Genomic DNA, 17,996 nt, shown 5'->3' on the forward strand with positions numbered 1-17,996 from the left:
CCGTATCGTCAGCCCGAGAATCGTTTAAGGCTTTTATCAGTTTTGGGGTTTATCAAGATAGGAAACATGTTCAATTTTACCTTCCAGTAAAATTTCCTCAGGAAGGATTGTTTTCAACATAAAATCCTCTCCTTTTATTACCAATTGACCATTTTTAAGAAGTAGTCGGACTTCCTCATTAGAGAATTTGAGAACACCTTGATGATTCTCTATGTAAATATGCAGCTGTCCAACCATCGTGATCCGCGGCAAATCCATGACCGCATCTGCTGGAAGCTCTAATCTTCTCGTTAACCAACTTTTTAGATTGTGCTTCCACTTTGCCATGGATACTCCCCCTCTCCACTCATCTTTATGAAAGAAAACACAAAACTATCCCACTTACATGCGATTATAGCTCCTGTTACCATCTTATGCAGTTGCCATTTAAATCATTGCAACCCATAAAAAAAAGACGCCATATGGCATCTTTTTTTACCTATTTCTTTGTTTCACGGCCACCATTGAAGGATGGGGTTTTCTTGACCTCGGGGGTCCAAGAATTTCTGCCCATATAATGCCGTTTCGAACATTTGACTTGCTAATAGAGAGACTCTTATCTTTCATATATGGCGCTGATTTCACATTTTTTTGTACTTTCAGCTCATTCTGTGAACCGTAATGCTCACGTTTCGCCATACGTCCTAAAGCTTCCTTGTAAGCACTAACCGTATCAGATTGAGAAGCATCTTCCTCTATTTCACTTGCTTGCATAGAACCACCTGAACGAGGGTTACTTTGTTCTCTTTGTGGCCGCTTTTGAGTCGGATCGGCTTTTTGTTTTTCTTCCTCTCCGCTCATACGCTTGAAGAAGCTAATAATACCACCAATTGCAATAATAACAAAAACAATATTGTTTAATAGCAGTTCAATAAGATTATCCACGACGATCACCTCCAACAAAGGATTGAGGGAATAGCTTAGCGATCATCCTCATCTTCTTCCTGATTTGGTTTACCGATCATGTCTCTCATGTCAGTATCTGCTTCAATGTTTTTTAGATTCATATAATCCATGACACCAATGTTACCAGAACGTAGCGCTTCAGCCATAGCCATTGGTACTTCAGCCTCTGCTTCAACTACTTTCGCACGCATTTCTTCTACGCGAGCCCGCATCTCTTGCTCTTGCGCAACTGCCATTGCACGACGTTCTTCAGCTTTTGCCTGAGCAATGTTCTTATCAGCCTCAGCCTGATCTGTTTGAAGCACCGCACCAATATTTTTACCAATATCAATATCCGCAATATCAATGGAAAGAATCTCGAAAGCTGTTCCAGCGTCCAGTCCTTTTGATAACACAGTATGAGAAATCATATCGGGATTTTCAAGAACCTTTTTGTGGTTTTCAGATGAACCAATCGTACTGACAATGCCCTCACCTACACGAGCAATGACGGTGTCTTCACCAGCTCCACCTACGAGACGATCGATGTTTGCACGTACAGTGATTCTTGCTTTTGCTTTTACTTCAATGCCATCCATCGCAACACCTGCAATAAATGGCGTCTCGATTACTTTAGGATTAACACTCATCTGAACAGCATCTAAAACATCTCGACCGGCAAGGTCAATGGCTGCACAGCGTTCAAAACTAAGCTCAATATTAGCTCGGTGTGCGGCAATAAGCGCATTAACGACTCGGTCTACATTACCACCAGCAAGGTAATGGCTTTCCAGTTGATTTGTGTTTAATTCAAGACCCGCTTTGACCGCTTTAATTAACGGGTTAATAACACGGGATGGGATTACACGACGAAGCCTCATTCCTACAAGATTGAATATACTCACGCGTACTCCTGCTGCTAGTGCTGAGATCCACAGCATCACAGGTACAAATGTAAAGAGTATTGCTAAACCGATAATGACTAACCCTACAATAACTAATAATCCTAACGTGCTAGTGTCCATCATTTTCCTCCCTATTATTCCTTATTTACTTGCTCTTACAACGACTCTTGAACCATTCGTTTTTACAATTTTCACTTCTGTGCCAGCAGGTAAAAAACCCCCCTCTGTCACAACATCCATGCGCTCATCTCCAAAGTCAGCAATACCCGATGGCCTTAGCGGTGTAACGGCTTTTCCCTCCATACCTATCAACTCATTTCGAGTGGCATTAGACACATAACCTAACTCAGTTTTTGTTGAATCGGAGAGAATGATTTTCTTAAAGAATCCTCGATATCCAAAGATTCGAATGAAGAGGTAGGAACCACCAACTGTAACCGCGATAGCAATCAGGACCGCTAACAAAACGTATTGCATGGATTGTCCTGAAGCCAAAATGATACTCGCAACAATCCCAACAGCACCTAGAACCCCAAATATTCCAAAACCAGGAATAAACACCTCCACCAAAATGAGAACAACTCCTACAACCAATAGTAGTAGTGATTCCCAACCAGCAAATCCTGCAATCATATGACCAAAGAAAAACAGAAGTAATGCACCGGCACCCATAAAGCCTGGTACGCCAAATCCAGGAGAATACAATTCCAATACAAGGCCCAGACTTCCAATTGATAATAAAATCGGAATAATGATTGGGTTTGTAACAAAGCGAGCAATTCTTTCTGCAATACTCACTTCAGCATCACTAATTTTAGCTTCTTCAAGATTAAGGATGTTAAGTAACTCAGTTCGATCCTCAGCCGTTCCTTCAGCATACCCAACCTCTACCGCTTCCTGATCACTTAGTGTAAGAAGCTCCCCTTTTGGGGCGTTATAATCCGGGAGGTCAACATCTGGATCTGCCATAGCTAAAGCGTATTTTGGATCCCGCTCATTTAGCTCTGCCGCAGACTTCATTGCTGCGTGCCAAAAAGATTCTGCTTTTTTGCCGGCTGCATTTCCTGACTGGTCAATGATAGCGGCTGATCCCATTAAAGCCCCAGGCTCCATAATAATTTGATCGGCATTCAAAGCGATGTAAGCGCCCGCTGAAAGAGCACGGTTGGAAACATAAGCAGTGATCGGAACGTCAGATGCTTTGATGATTTTTGCAATATTATCTGCTGCATTTACTGCTCCACCAGGCGTATTAATTTCTAATACAATATGATCAGCGCCTTGATCCTCCGCATCCTGAATCGATCGCTTTAGAAAAGCTTCCAATCCACGTTCCACTTCTTGTTCAACAGGAATAAATGTAACGAGATCGCCCTCGCCTTTACTTAACACGAAATTTCCTGCAAACGGAAGAATAACCATCATCATGAAACAAACAGATACAAAGAAACGCATTGTATTTTTTCTGATTGTGATCCCTCCCTCCAGCTACATAAGTATACGAATAAGGTCATCAAGAAGTTTCATTTTTATGTAGATAATACTAATTTTAGTATGACAAAAAAAGAAACTATTTACTAGCTTAAAATGATGAACTGAAAATCCCTTAACTTGTTTATATATTATCATTGTAAAAAAGAATTATATGTATAGAAAAACACGCCCTGTTTTGTACAGAGCGTGTTTGCGCTTCATCATATTTATCCAACGCTTAAGGCAAAGTTTAGCTGTTTCTTTTTCATATGAAGAAAGAAGAAAGAAGAAATCAACTTCACCTTAAGGTCTGATTGTTTCAACTAGTCACCTTGAGGAAATGAGTGATCTCCTAAGTTGAAAGTATCACTTTATGATAAGTTCTTTTGTACAAGACGATTAACAAGTCCGCCGTCCGCTTTGCCCTTTACACGAGGCATAAGCGCACCCATTACCTTGCCCATTTCTTTCTTTGAAGAAGCACCTGTTTCAGAAATAACTTCCTGAACAATTTGTTCTACTTCTTCTTCAGAGAGTTGTTTCGGCAGGTAGACAGATAAGATCGACAGCTCTTCATCGAGATTCTGTACAAGATCACTTCGGCCAGCTTTTTCAAATTCAAGGAGGGAGTCTTTGCGTTGCTTGACTTCGCGAGTGAGAACGGTAAGTTCTTCCTCTTCAGTTAAGTTATGACCCAATTTAATGGATTCATTCTGAATTGAAGATTTAACCATCCGAATAACAGATAGTTTGTTTTTTTCTTTGTTCTTCATCGCTACTTTCATATCTGCTGTTAAACGGTCATTTAGACTCACTGACCTAACACCCTCTCTTAGAACTTACGCTTTTTCCTTGCTGCCTCAGATTTCTTTTTACGCTTAACACTTGGCTTTTCATAGTGCTTGCGCTTCTTTACTTCAGCCATAGTGCCTTCTTTAGAAACCGTTCTCTTGAAGCGACGAAGAGCATCATCGATCGACTCGTTCTTACGCACGCGAGTTTCCGCCATCTCTATCCCTCCCTCCAAAACATAGACAATCATAACACATGACTTTCTAACAAAGACATGTCACCTGCAATTATAATACATCCCTGTCGGTTTATCAACATTTCTTTCTGTAATTTTCTTTTTAAACTTCTTTCTAAAAATAAATATGCAAGTAGTTCGCTTGATTACAACAAAACTGAGAATTGAAAGAGCTTTGGGTTAATACATGCATAAAACGAATACCACATTTCGCTAATTGGAGCGGAAATTAACCACTTATCTAAAAGCAACAATATCTACGAAAAGAGTCTTCTAAAAAAATAACGAGCATGTCGATAACGTCCTGTCCATAAACTTTCAATGGAAAGGAGAATTTATATAAAATGAGTCCATATATAGCCTCTTTTATTGTCTTCATTAGTATTTTTCTTTTTGGTATGAGCATTCTTCGTGTAGGGTTAAACACAATTTCCAATACAAAATTACAGAAATGGCTTTATCATGCCTCTTCAACACCCATTCGTGGACTTCTAACAGGAGCTCTTGTCACAGCGCTCTTGCAAAGTAGCTCCGCCGTCATGGTCCTAACCATCAGTTTAATTGCAGCTAAACTTCTTACATTTAGGCAGTCCATTGGCATCATTCTTGGTACAAATATCGGCACAACGATAACTGCAGAATTAATGACACTTAATCCCGAACACCTTGTATTACCATTATTACTTACAGGGTTTATTATGCTTCAAATTCGACATCAGTTCATTTTTAGTTCAGGAACCGTTCTATTTGGTCTTGGATGTATTTTTGTAGCGATGCACGGACTAGAAGCACTAGCCATCCCGTTATCAACACTATCGTTTTTTGAACATGTGATTCACGAAACAAATTCTAGTCTTCTGTATGGAATCGGGATTGGAACCTTAGTCACCGCTGTCATTCAATCTAGTTCAGCCACTACCGGAATTACAATGGGGTTTATTAATCAGGAATTACTTACATTACCTGCAGCTATTGCCATACTATACGGATCTAATGTTGGCACGTGCATCACCGCACTAATGGCAAGTATCGGTAGCAGCAAGGAAGCAAAACTCGCAGCTTATGCTCACGTTTGGATCAACATCATAGGCGTGATATTGTTCTTCCCATTGATTGGCTTATTCGGCGCATTTGCAGCTAGTATGACATCTCTCCCAGATGTTCAACTTGCCCATGTTTCAATTCTTTTCAATGTTCTTTCTGCGTTATTATTCTTACCTTTTGTAGGGCTACTTGCCAGATCGATCGAAAAGTTACACAATTATCATTTACAATAAAAAATCCATCACTTCTAGTACTAGAAGTGATGGATTTATCGTCTTAATAATCTGTATCAGCTGTTTCACCTTGCACAATCTTCACTCCGGCACTCGCTCCAATTCGTGTAGCGCCAGCATCAATCATCGCTTGAGACCCTTCTAAATCACGAACGCCTCCAGATGCCTTTACACCGATGTTTGGTCCAACTGTTTTTCTCATCAACTTAATATCTTCTACTGTCGCTCCACCAGTTGAAAAACCTGTTGAAGTTTTAACATAATCAGCACCCGCTTTAACAGAAAGCTCACACGCACGTGTTTTTTCTTCATCTGTTAAAAGACACGTTTCGATAATAACTTTTACAAGGGCTTTGCCTTTTGCTGCTTCAACGACTGCTTTAATATCTTGCTCTACAAGTTCGTTGTTACCGTCTTTAAGGGCTCCGATATTAATAACCATATCGACTTCTGTCGCACCTTTTTGAATGGCATCTTTTGTTTCGAAAGCTTTCGTTTCAGTAGTAACGGCGCCTAGAGGGAAACCGATTACTGTACAAACTTTTGCTTCCGCTCCTTCTAACTTCTCTGCAGCAAGAGCTACCCATGTGGGGTTTACGCACACAGAAGCAAAGTTGAAGTCTCTCGCTTCGTCACAAAGTTTCTCGATTTGCTCTCGGCTTGTATCTGGCTTGAGAGCTGTGTGGTCAATCATTTTCGCTAGTTCTTTATTCATGGTTGTCATCCTTCCAGTTCTGTATAAGTAGGCTAAGCCCCTCTATTTAAAACGAAGCAACTGCAGCTGTTGGTTCATCCTCATTCATAACACGAACGAATTGTCCTTCGTTATAAGGATAGCCCGCCTTTGTGATTTTCACTTTAACTATTTTTCCTATCATTGCTTCTGATGCTTCAAAAATCACTTTCATATAGTTCGCCGAATACCCGACATATAAGTCTGAAGTCTGATCTTCCTTGTATTTCTCTTCAGGAATAACTTCAAGAACTTCTCCTTCATAGTGAGACGCGTACTCTTTTGCCAGCTGATTGGAAAGCTCAATCAAATGATGAACTCGCTTATTCTTAATTTCATCATCTACCTGGTCTTCCATTCGCGCTGCTGGTGTACCTGTACGCCTAGAAAATGGGAAAACATGAAGTTCTGAGAATTTATGTTTTGCAATAAAATCATACGTTTCGTTAAATTCTTCTTCTGTTTCACCAGGGAATCCTACAATTACATCTGAAGTAATCGCAAGACCTGGAAGAGCTTGTTTCAAACGCTCTAAGCGCTCACCAAACATTTCCATTGTATACTTTCTTCTCATGCGCTGAAGCACCGTGTTTGAACCTGATTGAAGTGGAATATGCAAGTGCGGAACCACTTTTTCTGACTGATTTAATACTTCAATCACTTCATCCGTTACCTGACTTGCTTCAATAGAAGATATACGAATTCGTTTCAAACCTTTTACTTTCGCATCAAGATCACGAAGAAGTTGGGCAAAATTATACTCCTTTAAATCTTCTCCATATCCCGCTGTATGAATACCAGTCAGAACGATTTCTTTATAGCCCGCATCAACAAGTTGCTGCGCCTGAGTCAGAACAGCTTCAGGTTCACGCGACCTTAGAAGACCTCTTGCCCATGGAATAATGCAGAAAGTACAAAAATTGTTACACCCCTCTTGGATCTTAAGGGATGCGCGCGTACGATCCGTAAATGCTGGAACTTCAAGTTCTTCATATACCCGCGCTTTCATAATATTGCCTACACCGTTCACAGGCTCTCTCTCACGTTTATATTGCTCAATGTAATCAAGCATCTTCACGCGATCCTGTGTTCCTACCACTACATCCACACCAGGAATTGCCATAATTTCAGCAGGTGAGGTTTGAGCGTAACAACCCGTTACACAAATGACAGCATCTGGATTTTTTCGAATCGCTCGACGAATGACCTGTCGACTTTTCTTATCCCCAGTATTTGTTACGGTACAAGTATTAATAACATAAACATCCGATGCATGATCAAACTCCACTCGCTCATAATCATGATCTTTAAACAACTGCCAAATCGCTTCCGTTTCATAGTGATTCACTTTACAACCTAATGTATGGAATGCAACTGAAGGCATATCATCACCCCATTAATTCAAAATGATAAGAAATTGCTGCCAGTACATACATAGCAGCCGTTTCTGTTCGTAATATTCTAGGACCAAGTCCACATGAAGAGAACCCAGCTTCTTTCAAAGTGGCGACTTCATTTTCTGATAGCCCGCCTTCCGGACCAAACACAACCATAATTCGATCGTTCATATTTGCCTCGTGAAGCGTTTGAACGAGCTTAGCAGATTCTCCTGCTCTTGCTTCTTCTTCGTATGCAATTAACTTATGGTCATATGATTCACTCGTCTTAATCAGTGAGGAAAGGGATTGAGGCATATCAATCCTTGGAATCGTTGTTCGATGAGACTGCTCAGCCGCTTCTTTTGCAATTTTGTTTAGCCTCTGCAACTTTTTCACGCTTTTTTGCTCATCCCATTTTACAACAGAACGCTCAGCTTTAAAAGGAATAAACTGATCAGCACCAAGTTCTGCTCCTTTTTGTATAACCGTCTCAAGTTTGTCTCCTTTAGGTAACCCCTGTACAATTGTCACATTTACAGGTAACCTTTTTTGCTCGTCAAGCCACTCTTTTGGAATAGCTTTAATGAAGTCAGCTGATAGCTCATCTAATTCACAAATCGCTGATTGACCATCTTCTGTACAACAAATAATGCGATCCCCTACTGCCATCCTCATCACTCTTGAGATATGCTTGACATCTTCCCCTTCAATCAAAATATGATCTTGGTGAAGCTGAGATTTAGAGATAAAATATCGTTGCATGACTTCCTCTCCTTACGCGTGGGGCTTTCTCGCAATAAAGGCAACCCAATCTTCCATTTGAAGCGTTTCTTCAATTTCAAGGCCCTGTTCTAGAATCGATTGTTTCACTTCCTGTTTCTTGGCCGTAATGATACCAGAAGTAATAAAGGCACCACCAGGCTTAAGAACCCTAGCAACGTCATCTGTAAAACGAACGATAATTTCCGAAAGTAAGTTCGCCACAACCACATCATAGGACTCTTCTACACCCTCTAGAAGATTATTTTGACTCACGCTAATTTTGTGATGAACTTTATTAAGCTTTGTATTAAGAGCTGCGCTTTTTACAGCTATCTCATCAAGGTCAAGTGCATCCACTGAATCTGCACCTAAACTAGCTGCCGCAATACTTAATACCCCAGATCCGGTACCGACGTCAATCACACGGTGTCCTGGTTTAATAATTTTCTCCAGCGCTTGTACACATAAAACCGTTGTCGGATGTGTACCGGTTCCAAATGCCATTCCAGGATCAAGCTCAATAATAATTTCATCTGTTGTAACAGGCTGATAGTCTTCCCATGTAGGTGTAATGGTGATACGTTCAGAAATTTTGACAGGTTTATAATATTTTTTCCAAGCTGTAGCCCATTCTTCCTCATTTACTTCACTTATTTGAACAGTGTTATGCCCTAGATCAATATCATAGACAAGCAATCCATTAATCGCTTCTTTAATTTGTTCAACCGTTTCACCAAGAAAACTATTGACTGGTAAGTACGCCTTTAAAATAACGCCTTCCTCAGGATAATCATCAGGATTTAGCTGATAAACCTCTCCGAAAGTAGTATCCCATACTTTCACAAGATCCATCGGGTCTTCAATAACTACCCCACTGGCTCCTGCTTCATGTAGAATGTTTGACACCGCTTCAATCGCTTCGTTTGTTGTATGAATGCTTATTTCAGACCATTTCATTCATTGTCCACTCCTCTTTTGGATCCTTTTTTCGGAAAGGAAACAGGCAGGCCATATTGTACGGCCTGCTTGCTACCAGCTTTCATCTTGCTTATTCTCCCTTAAAAGCTTTTTTAACTTTAGAGAAAAAATTCTCATGTTGCTCATCAGGTACCTGTCCTGAAATCTCACTAAATTCACGTAAAAGATCTTTTTGACGGTCTGTTAAGTGTTTAGGAGTAATCACTTGAATTTTCACATGCTGATCTCCTTGACCGTATCCTCTCACGTTTTGAATTCCCTTGCCTTTAAGGCGGAAGTTCGTACCACTTTGTGTTCCAGCTGGAACCTTAAGTTTAACTTTTCCGTGGAGCGTTGGGACTTCAATTTCATCTCCAAGACCCGCTTGAGAGAACGTGATTGGCATCTGGCATAATACATCATCGCCACTTCGTTCGTAAAAATCATGTGATTTCACATAAACCACTACAAATAGATCTCCTGGAGGACCACCATTAACTCCAGCTTCGCCTTTACCAGTAATGCGAATTTGTTGACCTTCATCAATACCAGCAGGGATTTTAACATGGATCTTTTTCTTCACTTCCACTTTCCCTTTACCTCGGCAAGTTTTACATTTATCTTTAATAAGCTTACCAGTACCTTCACAATGGTGACAAACGCGACGATTAACAACGCGGCCAAACGGTGTGTTTTGTTCAACGTTTAATTGACCTGCACCACCACAGTGAGAACACGTCTCAGGAGATGTTCCAGGTTTTGCACCTGATCCATCACAAGTAGAACATTCCTCTTCTTTTGGTATATAAATATCCGTTTCTTTACCAAAAGCTGCTTCCTCAAATGTTAATTCCATGGAATATTGAAGGTCAGCACCCTGTCTTGGAGCATTTGGATTGCGTCGTCCACCTCCACCAAAGAACATATCAAAAATATCACCAAAGCCGCCAAAGTCAGCTCCGCCACCGCCAAAACCTTGGTTAGGATCGGCATGACCAAACTGATCGTACTGAGCTCTCTTTTGTGAGTCACTTAGTACCTCATACGCTTCTGTCACTTCTTTAAATTTCTCATCTGCACCAGGTTCCTGATTAATATCAGGATGGTATTGCTTGGCAAGCTTGCGATAAGCCTTTTTCATTTCAGCTTCCGAAGCATCTTTGCTAACGCCAAGCACTTCATAATAATCTCGTTTACTCATCGTATCCACTCCCGATTCTCTTCACATAACGTTTATCATATCATTGAGTTTATACGCTCTGCAATACTATATCGTTAGCACCAGTGAACGTTAACAGTTATCGTAGGCTAAACTGATCCTAGCTAAATAAAAATTGTAGCAGAAAACCATCGTTTTGCTCGCTAACCTCAAAAGTTCAACCCTTTCATGTATGGAAAAAAACGTGACTTGTGATTTTTTCTAGACTTTAAAGTTATTTCAATGAACCTTTTAACGCCACTTTATCAGTAAGTGGTTAACGGTTAAAATGAAAAAAGTCAAAGTCAAGATACGCCTGACTTTGACTTTTTTTCGTATCATTTTCTTACTTTTTTTCGTATCATTTTCTTACTTTTTGTCGTCGTCTACTTCTTCATATTCAGCGTCAACAACGTTATCATCTGCTTGCTCTGCTCCGCCTTCTTCGCCAGCTTGAGCTTGTTGAGCTTGTGCAGCTTGCTCATATACTTTCATTGAAAGTGCTTGAACGATTTCTTGAAGCTCATCTTTCGCAGTGCGAATTGCTTCAATGTCGTCATTTTCAAGTGCTGCTTTTACTTTATCTTTCGCTTCGTTAGCTTTTGTTACTTCTTCTTCCTCTACTTGACCTTCAAGGTCTTTAAGAGTCTTTTCAGTAGTAAACACTAGCTGATCAGCTTCGTTACGTGTTTCAACTTCTTCACGACGCTTCTTATCATCTTCAGCATTTGCTTCAGCGTCTTTCACCATGTTTTCAATTTCATCATCTGATAGACCGCTTGAAGATTTGATTGTAATTGACTGTTCTTTATTCGTACCAAGATCCTTCGCACGAACGTTCACGATACCGTTTTTGTCGATATCAAATGATACTTCGATTTGCGGAGTTCCTCGTGGAGCTGGAGGAATATCAGTCAGCTGGAAGCGACCAAGAGTCTTGTTATACTGAGCCATTTCGCGCTCACCTTGAAGAACATGAATGTCAACTGAAGGTTGGTTATCAGCTGCAGTTGAGAAAGTCTGTGACTTACTAGTTGGGATCGTTGTATTACGCTCGATAAGCTTCGTAAATACGCCACCCATTGTTTCAATACCGAGAGAAAGAGGTGTTACGTCAAGAAGAACAACGTCTTTCACATCTCCAGCAATGACACCAGCTTGAATTGCTGCACCAAGTGCAACGACTTCATCAGGGTTAACGCCTTTGTGTGGATCTTGTCCTGTTTCTTTCTTAATCGCATCTTGTACTGCAGGAATACGAGTAGATCCACCAACAAGAATTACTTTATCAAGTTCAGAAGGTGACATTCCAGCATCTTTAAGAGCCTGACGAGTAGGTGCCATTGTACGCTCTACAAGATTTGCAGAAAGCTCTTCGAATTTAGCACGAGTTAGGTTAAGCTCAAGGTGTTTAGGACCTGAAGCATCCGCTGTGATAAATGGAAGAGAAATTTGAGTTTGTGCTACACCTGAAAGATCTTTCTTCGCTTTTTCAGCAGCATCTTTCAAACGTTGAAGTGCCATCTTATCCTGACCAAGATCAACACCTGTATCTTTCTTGAATTCAGCAACTAAGTGATCAATGATCACCTGGTCAAAGTCATCACCACCAAGACGGTTGTCACCAGCAGTCGACTTAACCTCAAATACGCCTCCACCAAGTTCAAGGATTGATACGTCGAACGTACCACCACCAAGGTCAAATACTAGGATTGTTTGATCTTCGTCTTCTTTATCAAGACCGTAAGCAAGCGCTGCAGCAGTTGGTTCGTTTACAATACGCTCTACTTCAAGACCAGCGATTTTACCAGCATCTTTTGTTGCTTGACGCTCAGCATCGTTAAAGTATGCAGGAACAGTAATAACCGCTTTTTCAACGCCTTCACCAAGATAATCTTCAGCGTATGATTTTAGTTTTTGTAGGATGATTGCAGAAATTTCTTGAGGAGAAAATGATTTATCCTCAACATCTACTTTATGATCCGTACCCATATGACGTTTGATTGATTGAATTGTGTTAGGGTTTGTAATTGCTTGACGCTTCGCAACTTCACCTACCAGACGTTCTTCATCTTTAAATGCAACGACAGATGGTGTTGTACGGCTACCTTCCGGGTTAGGGATAACGGTAGCTTCTCCGCCTTCCATTACAGCGATACAAGAGTTTGTTGTACCTAAGTCAATACCAATAATTTTACTCATTACATTCTACCTCCTATTTCTTGTTATGTAGTTAAGAGCTTACCTTTACCATTGCTGGTCGAAGGACGCGATCGTTTAATTGATAGCCTTTTTGTAAGACCTCTACAACCACATCTGAATCATGTTCATCTGATTCAACCTGCATAACTGCTTGATGGAGATGCGGGTTGAAGGATTCTCCTACAGTACCAACTTCCTCAACACCTTCATTTGCAAGTGCTTCTTTTAACTGACGATATACCATTTCCATTCCAGTAAGCAATGACGTTACTTGCTCATTATCACTTTGAACAGCTAGTGCACGTTCGAAGTTATCCATTGCTGGAAGTAGCTCTTCAGCCAATTTCTGAGAACGGTATTTAGCATCTGCACTTCGTTCTTCACGTGTTCTACGTCGGAAGTTATCGTACTCTGCCTGTGTGCGCATATATTTATTCTCAAGCTCTTCTACTTGCTGTTGCAAGTTTTCAAGCTCTTCATTTTCATTGGTTTCAGATACTTCAATCACTTCAGGTTCATCATTCTCTTCAGCATTTTGCTCAAGATTCTCTTCCTCTTCAGTTAGAAGCTCTTCTTCCTCTTGATGACTGTTTTGCTTTTCCACGAATTTCACCTCCCTATCGAAATATACCAAATCATTCTCTCATAGAAAAGGATGGAAGAAATGTTTCTCCCACCTTCTTCACTATTACCAAATTACCAGTGTTTGAAACTTTGATATCGATCCGTAAGCGTCTTTGTAAGGTCATTAGCAAGGAAACCTAGAATGCTCATTGACCGTTGATACTCCATTCTAGTCGGTCCTAGTAAAGCAATGGAGCCCATTCGTTTTCCTTCAATAAAATAATCTGCTGTCACAATACTACAGTGTTGCATCGCTTCAAGATCATTTTCTTGACCAATTTTAACTTCGATTCCGTTTTTCTCCGGACGAAGAATATTATACATCACATCATCTTGTTCGAACGTATTAAGTAATAACCTGACTTTGTCTATGTCTTTAAACTCAGGTTGAGTAAGAATATTTGTCTTACCTCCGTAATAAACTTTCTCTGCATTCGTATAGAGGAAAAGACTTTCAAGCATTGTATTCACTTGATTGTAATTCTCGATATGCTTCTTCAAAACAGTTGCCATTTCTTTCATCATGGTAGACTTCAAGGAAATAAGTGGCACATCCTTCAAGCGCTCATTCATAATGTTAACAACTTTTTCAATATCAGACATGCTAACCGATGCGGGAATTTTCATCGTTCGATTCTCAACATGCCCACTGTCAGCTACTAAAATAACGACAGCTGTATCCTTGGATAAAGGAATAATTTGTATCTGGCGAAGTCTTGTTTCAAAAACCTCAGGTCCAAGAATAATTGACGTATATTGAGTGAGTTCAGAAAGGATCCCCGCAGATTGCTGAATCACTTTTTCTACTTCCACCATTCTCTCAGCAAAAAGAGAATGAATGTTATTCACGTCTTTTTTTGAAAGCACAGGTGGAGATAGAAGATGATCAACATAAAAGCGATAGCCTTTTTCGGATGGTACTCTGCCAGAAGAGCTATGCGTCTTCTCGATATAACCCATCTCTTCAAGATCTGCAAGTTCGTTGCGAATAGTTGCAGAGCTAAAAGTAACGTCTTCACGTTTTGAAATCGTTCGTGATCCAACCGGTTCTGCCGTTTGAATATAGTCGTTAATTAACAACTGCAAAATGAATAGTTGACGTTCTGTTAACATCTCCTCATCACCTCTGTTAGCACTCTAAGGGACTGAGTGCTAAATCTAATAATAAGGTAACAGAAACTTAATTTAGTTGTCAATCATTACGTTAATCATTATTGTACCCAAACAATATTTTTTATGAAAAGGAGAGAAAGAACACAATCTCCCCCTTAAATAAACCGTTCTATTCAATCATTCTCTCTTATCTCAAAGAAACTAAATCGCAAGAAATTCCTGAAACACTTCGTTACCTAAAAAGAAACCTTGTTCTGTTAAGGTAATGTGTGTTCCGGTGTCTTGTATAAGTTGATTTTGAACGAGCTTATTGATTTGCTCGCTAAATACATCTTCGATCGAGTGATTGAACTTCTTTTGAAACGTTTCTTTTGAAACCCCTTCTTTCATGCGGAGGCCCATAAACATTTCTTCTTCCATTCGCTCGTTTTCCGTTAGAACGTTATCATCCATATATGGAAAACCACTTTCATCGATCTTCGTCATATACTGCTTGAGAGGACCGGCATTTGCCCTTCTAACCCCATCAATATAGCTGTGAGCACCAGCACCTATTCCGTAGTACTCATTATTCTTCCAATACGTAATATTGTGTTTGCTTTCATAACCTGGTTTTGCGAAATTGCTAATCTCATATTGCAATAGACCAGCTTTTTCAAGACGCGTTATCAGAATTTCATACATATCAGCTTCTGCTTCTTCGGTAGGAAGCGGTAATTCACCTTTACGCCATTTATTGTAGAAAACCGTTTTTTTCTCTACTTGTAAGGAATAAGAAGAAATGTGCGTGATTCCCAATTCAATCGCTTTCGTAATTGACTCTGAAAACTGAGGAATTGTTTGATCTGGTAAACCGAACATAAGATCTAAGGAAAGATTCATAAAACCTTCATTCTGTGCCATCCGAACAATTTCCCCAATTTCTGCAACTGAATGCCCTCTCCCAAGTTTATTTAGGAGAGAATCCTGGAATGCTTGAGCTCCTATACTTAAGCGATTCACCCCATAAGCTTTCATAATTCTTAGCTTTTCAGGTGTGACGCTCCCTGGATTTGCTTCCATCGAAAATTCAACAGAATCACATAGATAAGGCCCAAAACGATTTTGAACATCCTTCAGAAAACGTTCTAGCTGCTCTTCATTGAGCGCGGTAGGAGTGCCTCCCCCTACGAAGATAGTTTCAATCCGATCCGTCGGAAACTGTTCAAGGGTATGTTTCATTTCCAAATCCATATGAGCCAAATAATCATTTACAGGCTGTCCCTGCATAAACACTTTATTAAAATCACAATAGTGACAAATATAATCACAAAAAGGGATGTGTAAATAAACAGCGTTAACCATTTCAATCACTGCTTTCTAACATAATGTAAAGACCGCAGAAACGCTCTGCGGTCTTCTAACCTACATGGTATAAAAATCAACTCAGCACTTCAACTAAAGCACCTTAATTATTCTTTGTATTATCCTGGCGAAGAACAGCCATAAATGCTTCCTGTGGCACTTCAACTTTCCCTACCGTTTTCATTCGTTTTTTTCCTTCTTTTTGTTTCTCAAGAAGCTTACGTTTACGTGAAATATCTCCACCGTAACATTTGGCAAGTACGTTTTTACGCATCGCTTTAATGGTTGATCGCGCAACAATCTTCTGCCCGATAGAAGCTTGGATCGGCACTTCAAATTGCTGTCTTGGAATAAGATCTTTCAAAGTTTCTGTAATGTCTTTCCCGCGATCATAAGCAAAGTCTCTGTGAACAATAATAGAAAGCGCATCAATCTTCTCAGCGTTTAAAAGAATGTCCATTTTCACTAGGTTCGATTCTCGGTATCCAATTAACTCGTAGTCGAAGGATGCATACCCCTTTGTGCTGGATTTCAATTGGTCAAAGAAATCATAGACAATTTCAGAAAGCGGAATATGATAAACAATATTCACACGACTTTCATCCATGTACTGCATGTCAATGAAATCACCACGTTTGCCCTGACATAACTCCATAATCGCTCCAACATAGTCGTTAGGTGCCATAATTGTTGCTTTTACATATGGCTCTTGCACTTCTGCGATCGATTGAGCATCAGGCATCATCGCAGGGTTATCGATAATAACTTCTTCTCCATCAGTAAGTTTTACCTGGTATATAACACTTGGTGCTGTTGTAATGAGATCGATGTTAAACTCTCTTTCAATACGCTCCTGAACAATCTCCATATGAAGAAGCCCAAGGAAACCACAGCGGAAACCAAACCCTAGAGCCTGAGAAGTTTCTGCTTCATATTGAAGGGAGGAATCATTAAGTTCAAGGCGTTCAAGAGCTTCACGAAGATCATTGTATTGAGCAGAATCAACTGGATACAGTCCACAATACACCATCGGATTCATTCGACGATAACCCGGCAGTGGAGTGGCAGCTGGATTTTTCACTGATGTGATGGTATCGCCTACGCGGGAGTCGCCCACGTTTTTAATCGCAGCTGTTAGAAAACCAACATCACCAACAGAAAGCTCCTTCTTAGCAACTGGCTTAGGGTTAAACACCCCGAGCTCATTCACTTCAAATTCTTTTCCTGTTGCCATCATGCGAATTTTATCTCCGACTTTTACAGACCCTTCTGTGATTCGAATATATGCGACTACTCCTCTATACGGATCATAGAGCGAATCAAAAATAAGCGCTTGAAGCGGGCCATCCGGATCGCCTTGAGGCGCGGGCACTTTCTCAACAATCTGCTCTAGGATGTCTTCGATACCAATGCCAGACTTAGCAGAAGCTAATACAGCTTCAGATGCGTCCAAACCAATAACGTCTTCTACTTCTTGACGCACTCTCTCTGGCTCAGCACTAGGTAAATCAATTTTATTAATAACTGGAAGGATTTCTAAGTCATTATCAAGAGCAAGATAAACGTTTGCTAACGTCTGTGCCTCAATCCCCTGTGCTGCATCGACAATTAATAGCGCTCCTTCACAAGCTGCAAGGCTTCTAGATACTTCATAAGTGAAGTCGACGTGGCCCGGTGTATCGATTAAATGAAAAATGTATTCTTCTCCATCTTTCGCTGTATAAGTAAGCTGAACAGAATTCAGTTTAATCGTAATTCCTCGTTCACGTTCAAGATCCATCGCATCAAGCGTCTGGTCTTTCATTTCACGGTCAGTTAACGCACCTGTCCGTTCTAAAATACGGTCAGCAAGAGTCGATTTTCCATGATCAATATGGGCAATGATGGAAAAATTTCGAATCCTAGACTGTCTTTTTAACTTTTCTTCAAGGTTCATCTACAATCACTCCTAAGGCGAAACTACGCTAGTATAGATTATAGCAATACCGCTGTCCAGATTCAATCCGCAATCCGCCCATATCTTAATATATGGGCACCACATCTCTAATTTCATACCAAATAAAAACAGAAACCCATTA

The 17,996-nt window shown here is 40.3% G+C and carries 17 protein-coding genes; 1 reads left to right on the forward strand and 16 read right to left on the reverse strand.

Annotated elements, in window-relative coordinates:
• Positions 1–36 precede the first annotated feature (36 nt).
• The 6 genes from yqfC to rpsU form a co-directional block, all read right to left on the reverse strand.
• Positions 37–327 carry a sporulation protein YqfC gene (yqfC, locus tag ATG70_RS10720; RefSeq protein ID WP_098444293.1) on the reverse strand — a complete coding sequence of 97 codons (291 nt, stop codon included), beginning with the start codon at positions 325–327 and terminating at the stop codon, positions 37–39.
• A gap of 147 nt (positions 328–474) precedes the next feature.
• Positions 475–924, reverse strand: coding sequence for a hypothetical protein (locus ATG70_RS10725; protein WP_098444294.1), 450 nt, complete (start codon positions 922–924; stop codon positions 475–477).
• A gap of 35 nt (positions 925–959) precedes the next feature.
• On the reverse strand, positions 960–1,949 hold the full coding sequence (gene floA, locus ATG70_RS10730) for a flotillin-like protein FloA (RefSeq protein ID WP_098444295.1): 990 nt from the start codon (positions 1,947–1,949) through the stop codon (positions 960–962).
• Between the two features lie 21 nt (positions 1,950–1,970).
• Complete coding sequence (locus ATG70_RS10735) at positions 1,971–3,284, reverse strand: NfeD family protein (RefSeq protein WP_257147663.1); 1,314 nt, start codon at positions 3,282–3,284, stop codon at positions 1,971–1,973.
• 389 nt (positions 3,285–3,673) lie between these two features.
• Entirely contained in the window at positions 3,674–4,117 is a 444-nt protein-coding gene (locus ATG70_RS10740) for a GatB/YqeY domain-containing protein (RefSeq protein ID WP_098444297.1), read from the reverse strand.
• A gap of 17 nt (positions 4,118–4,134) precedes the next feature.
• Positions 4,135–4,311: a 30S ribosomal protein S21 gene (gene rpsU, locus ATG70_RS10745; RefSeq protein ID WP_048312787.1), complete on the reverse strand. Its 177-nt coding sequence runs from the start codon at positions 4,309–4,311 to the stop codon at positions 4,135–4,137.
• A 362-nt stretch (positions 4,312–4,673) separates the two neighbouring features.
• Between rpsU and ATG70_RS10750 the strand changes: the two genes are divergently transcribed.
• A complete protein-coding gene (locus ATG70_RS10750; protein WP_098444298.1) occupies positions 4,674–5,606 on the forward strand; it encodes a Na/Pi symporter in 933 nt (310 codons plus the stop codon).
• Between the two features lie 43 nt (positions 5,607–5,649).
• Here the strand turns inward: ATG70_RS10750 and deoC are convergent, their stop codons facing one another.
• The 10 genes from deoC to lepA form a co-directional block, all read right to left on the reverse strand.
• Positions 5,650–6,321, reverse strand: a complete 672-nt coding sequence (gene deoC, locus ATG70_RS10755; protein ID WP_098444299.1) for a deoxyribose-phosphate aldolase — start codon at positions 6,319–6,321, stop codon at positions 5,650–5,652.
• Positions 6,322–6,367: 46 nt separating this feature from the next.
• Positions 6,368–7,723: a tRNA (N(6)-L-threonylcarbamoyladenosine(37)-C(2))-methylthiotransferase MtaB gene (gene mtaB, locus ATG70_RS10760; protein WP_098444300.1), complete on the reverse strand. Its 1,356-nt coding sequence runs from the start codon at positions 7,721–7,723 to the stop codon at positions 6,368–6,370.
• Positions 7,724–7,727: 4 nt separating this feature from the next.
• A complete protein-coding gene (locus tag ATG70_RS10765) occupies positions 7,728–8,480 on the reverse strand; it encodes a 16S rRNA (uracil(1498)-N(3))-methyltransferase (protein WP_098444301.1) in 753 nt (250 codons plus the stop codon).
• 12 nt (positions 8,481–8,492) lie between these two features.
• Positions 8,493–9,437, reverse strand: coding sequence for a 50S ribosomal protein L11 methyltransferase (gene prmA, locus ATG70_RS10770; RefSeq protein WP_098444302.1), 945 nt, complete (start codon positions 9,435–9,437; stop codon positions 8,493–8,495).
• Between the two features lie 91 nt (positions 9,438–9,528).
• Positions 9,529–10,638, reverse strand: a complete 1,110-nt coding sequence (gene dnaJ / locus ATG70_RS10775; RefSeq protein WP_098444303.1) for a molecular chaperone DnaJ — start codon at positions 10,636–10,638, stop codon at positions 9,529–9,531.
• A gap of 366 nt (positions 10,639–11,004) precedes the next feature.
• A complete protein-coding gene (gene dnaK / locus ATG70_RS10780; RefSeq protein WP_098444304.1) occupies positions 11,005–12,837 on the reverse strand; it encodes a molecular chaperone DnaK in 1,833 nt (610 codons plus the stop codon).
• 31 nt (positions 12,838–12,868) lie between these two features.
• Positions 12,869–13,441, reverse strand: coding sequence for a nucleotide exchange factor GrpE (gene grpE / locus ATG70_RS10785; RefSeq protein WP_098444305.1), 573 nt, complete (start codon positions 13,439–13,441; stop codon positions 12,869–12,871).
• A gap of 92 nt (positions 13,442–13,533) precedes the next feature.
• A complete protein-coding gene (gene hrcA / locus ATG70_RS10790; RefSeq protein WP_098444306.1) occupies positions 13,534–14,574 on the reverse strand; it encodes a heat-inducible transcriptional repressor HrcA in 1,041 nt (346 codons plus the stop codon).
• A 201-nt stretch (positions 14,575–14,775) separates the two neighbouring features.
• The gene (gene hemW / locus ATG70_RS10795; RefSeq protein ID WP_098444307.1) at positions 14,776–15,918 is read right to left on the reverse strand and encodes a radical SAM family heme chaperone HemW; all 1,143 of its coding nucleotides are present in this window, start codon (positions 15,916–15,918) and stop codon (positions 14,776–14,778) included.
• 103 nt (positions 15,919–16,021) lie between these two features.
• Complete coding sequence (lepA, locus tag ATG70_RS10800) at positions 16,022–17,854, reverse strand: translation elongation factor 4 (protein WP_098444308.1); 1,833 nt, start codon at positions 17,852–17,854, stop codon at positions 16,022–16,024.
• Positions 17,855–17,996: the final 142 nt, after the last annotated feature.

The organism is Bacillus sp. es.036, from assembly GCF_002563635.1.
Taxonomy (GTDB): Bacteria; Bacillota; Bacilli; order Bacillales; family Guptibacillaceae; genus Guptibacillus.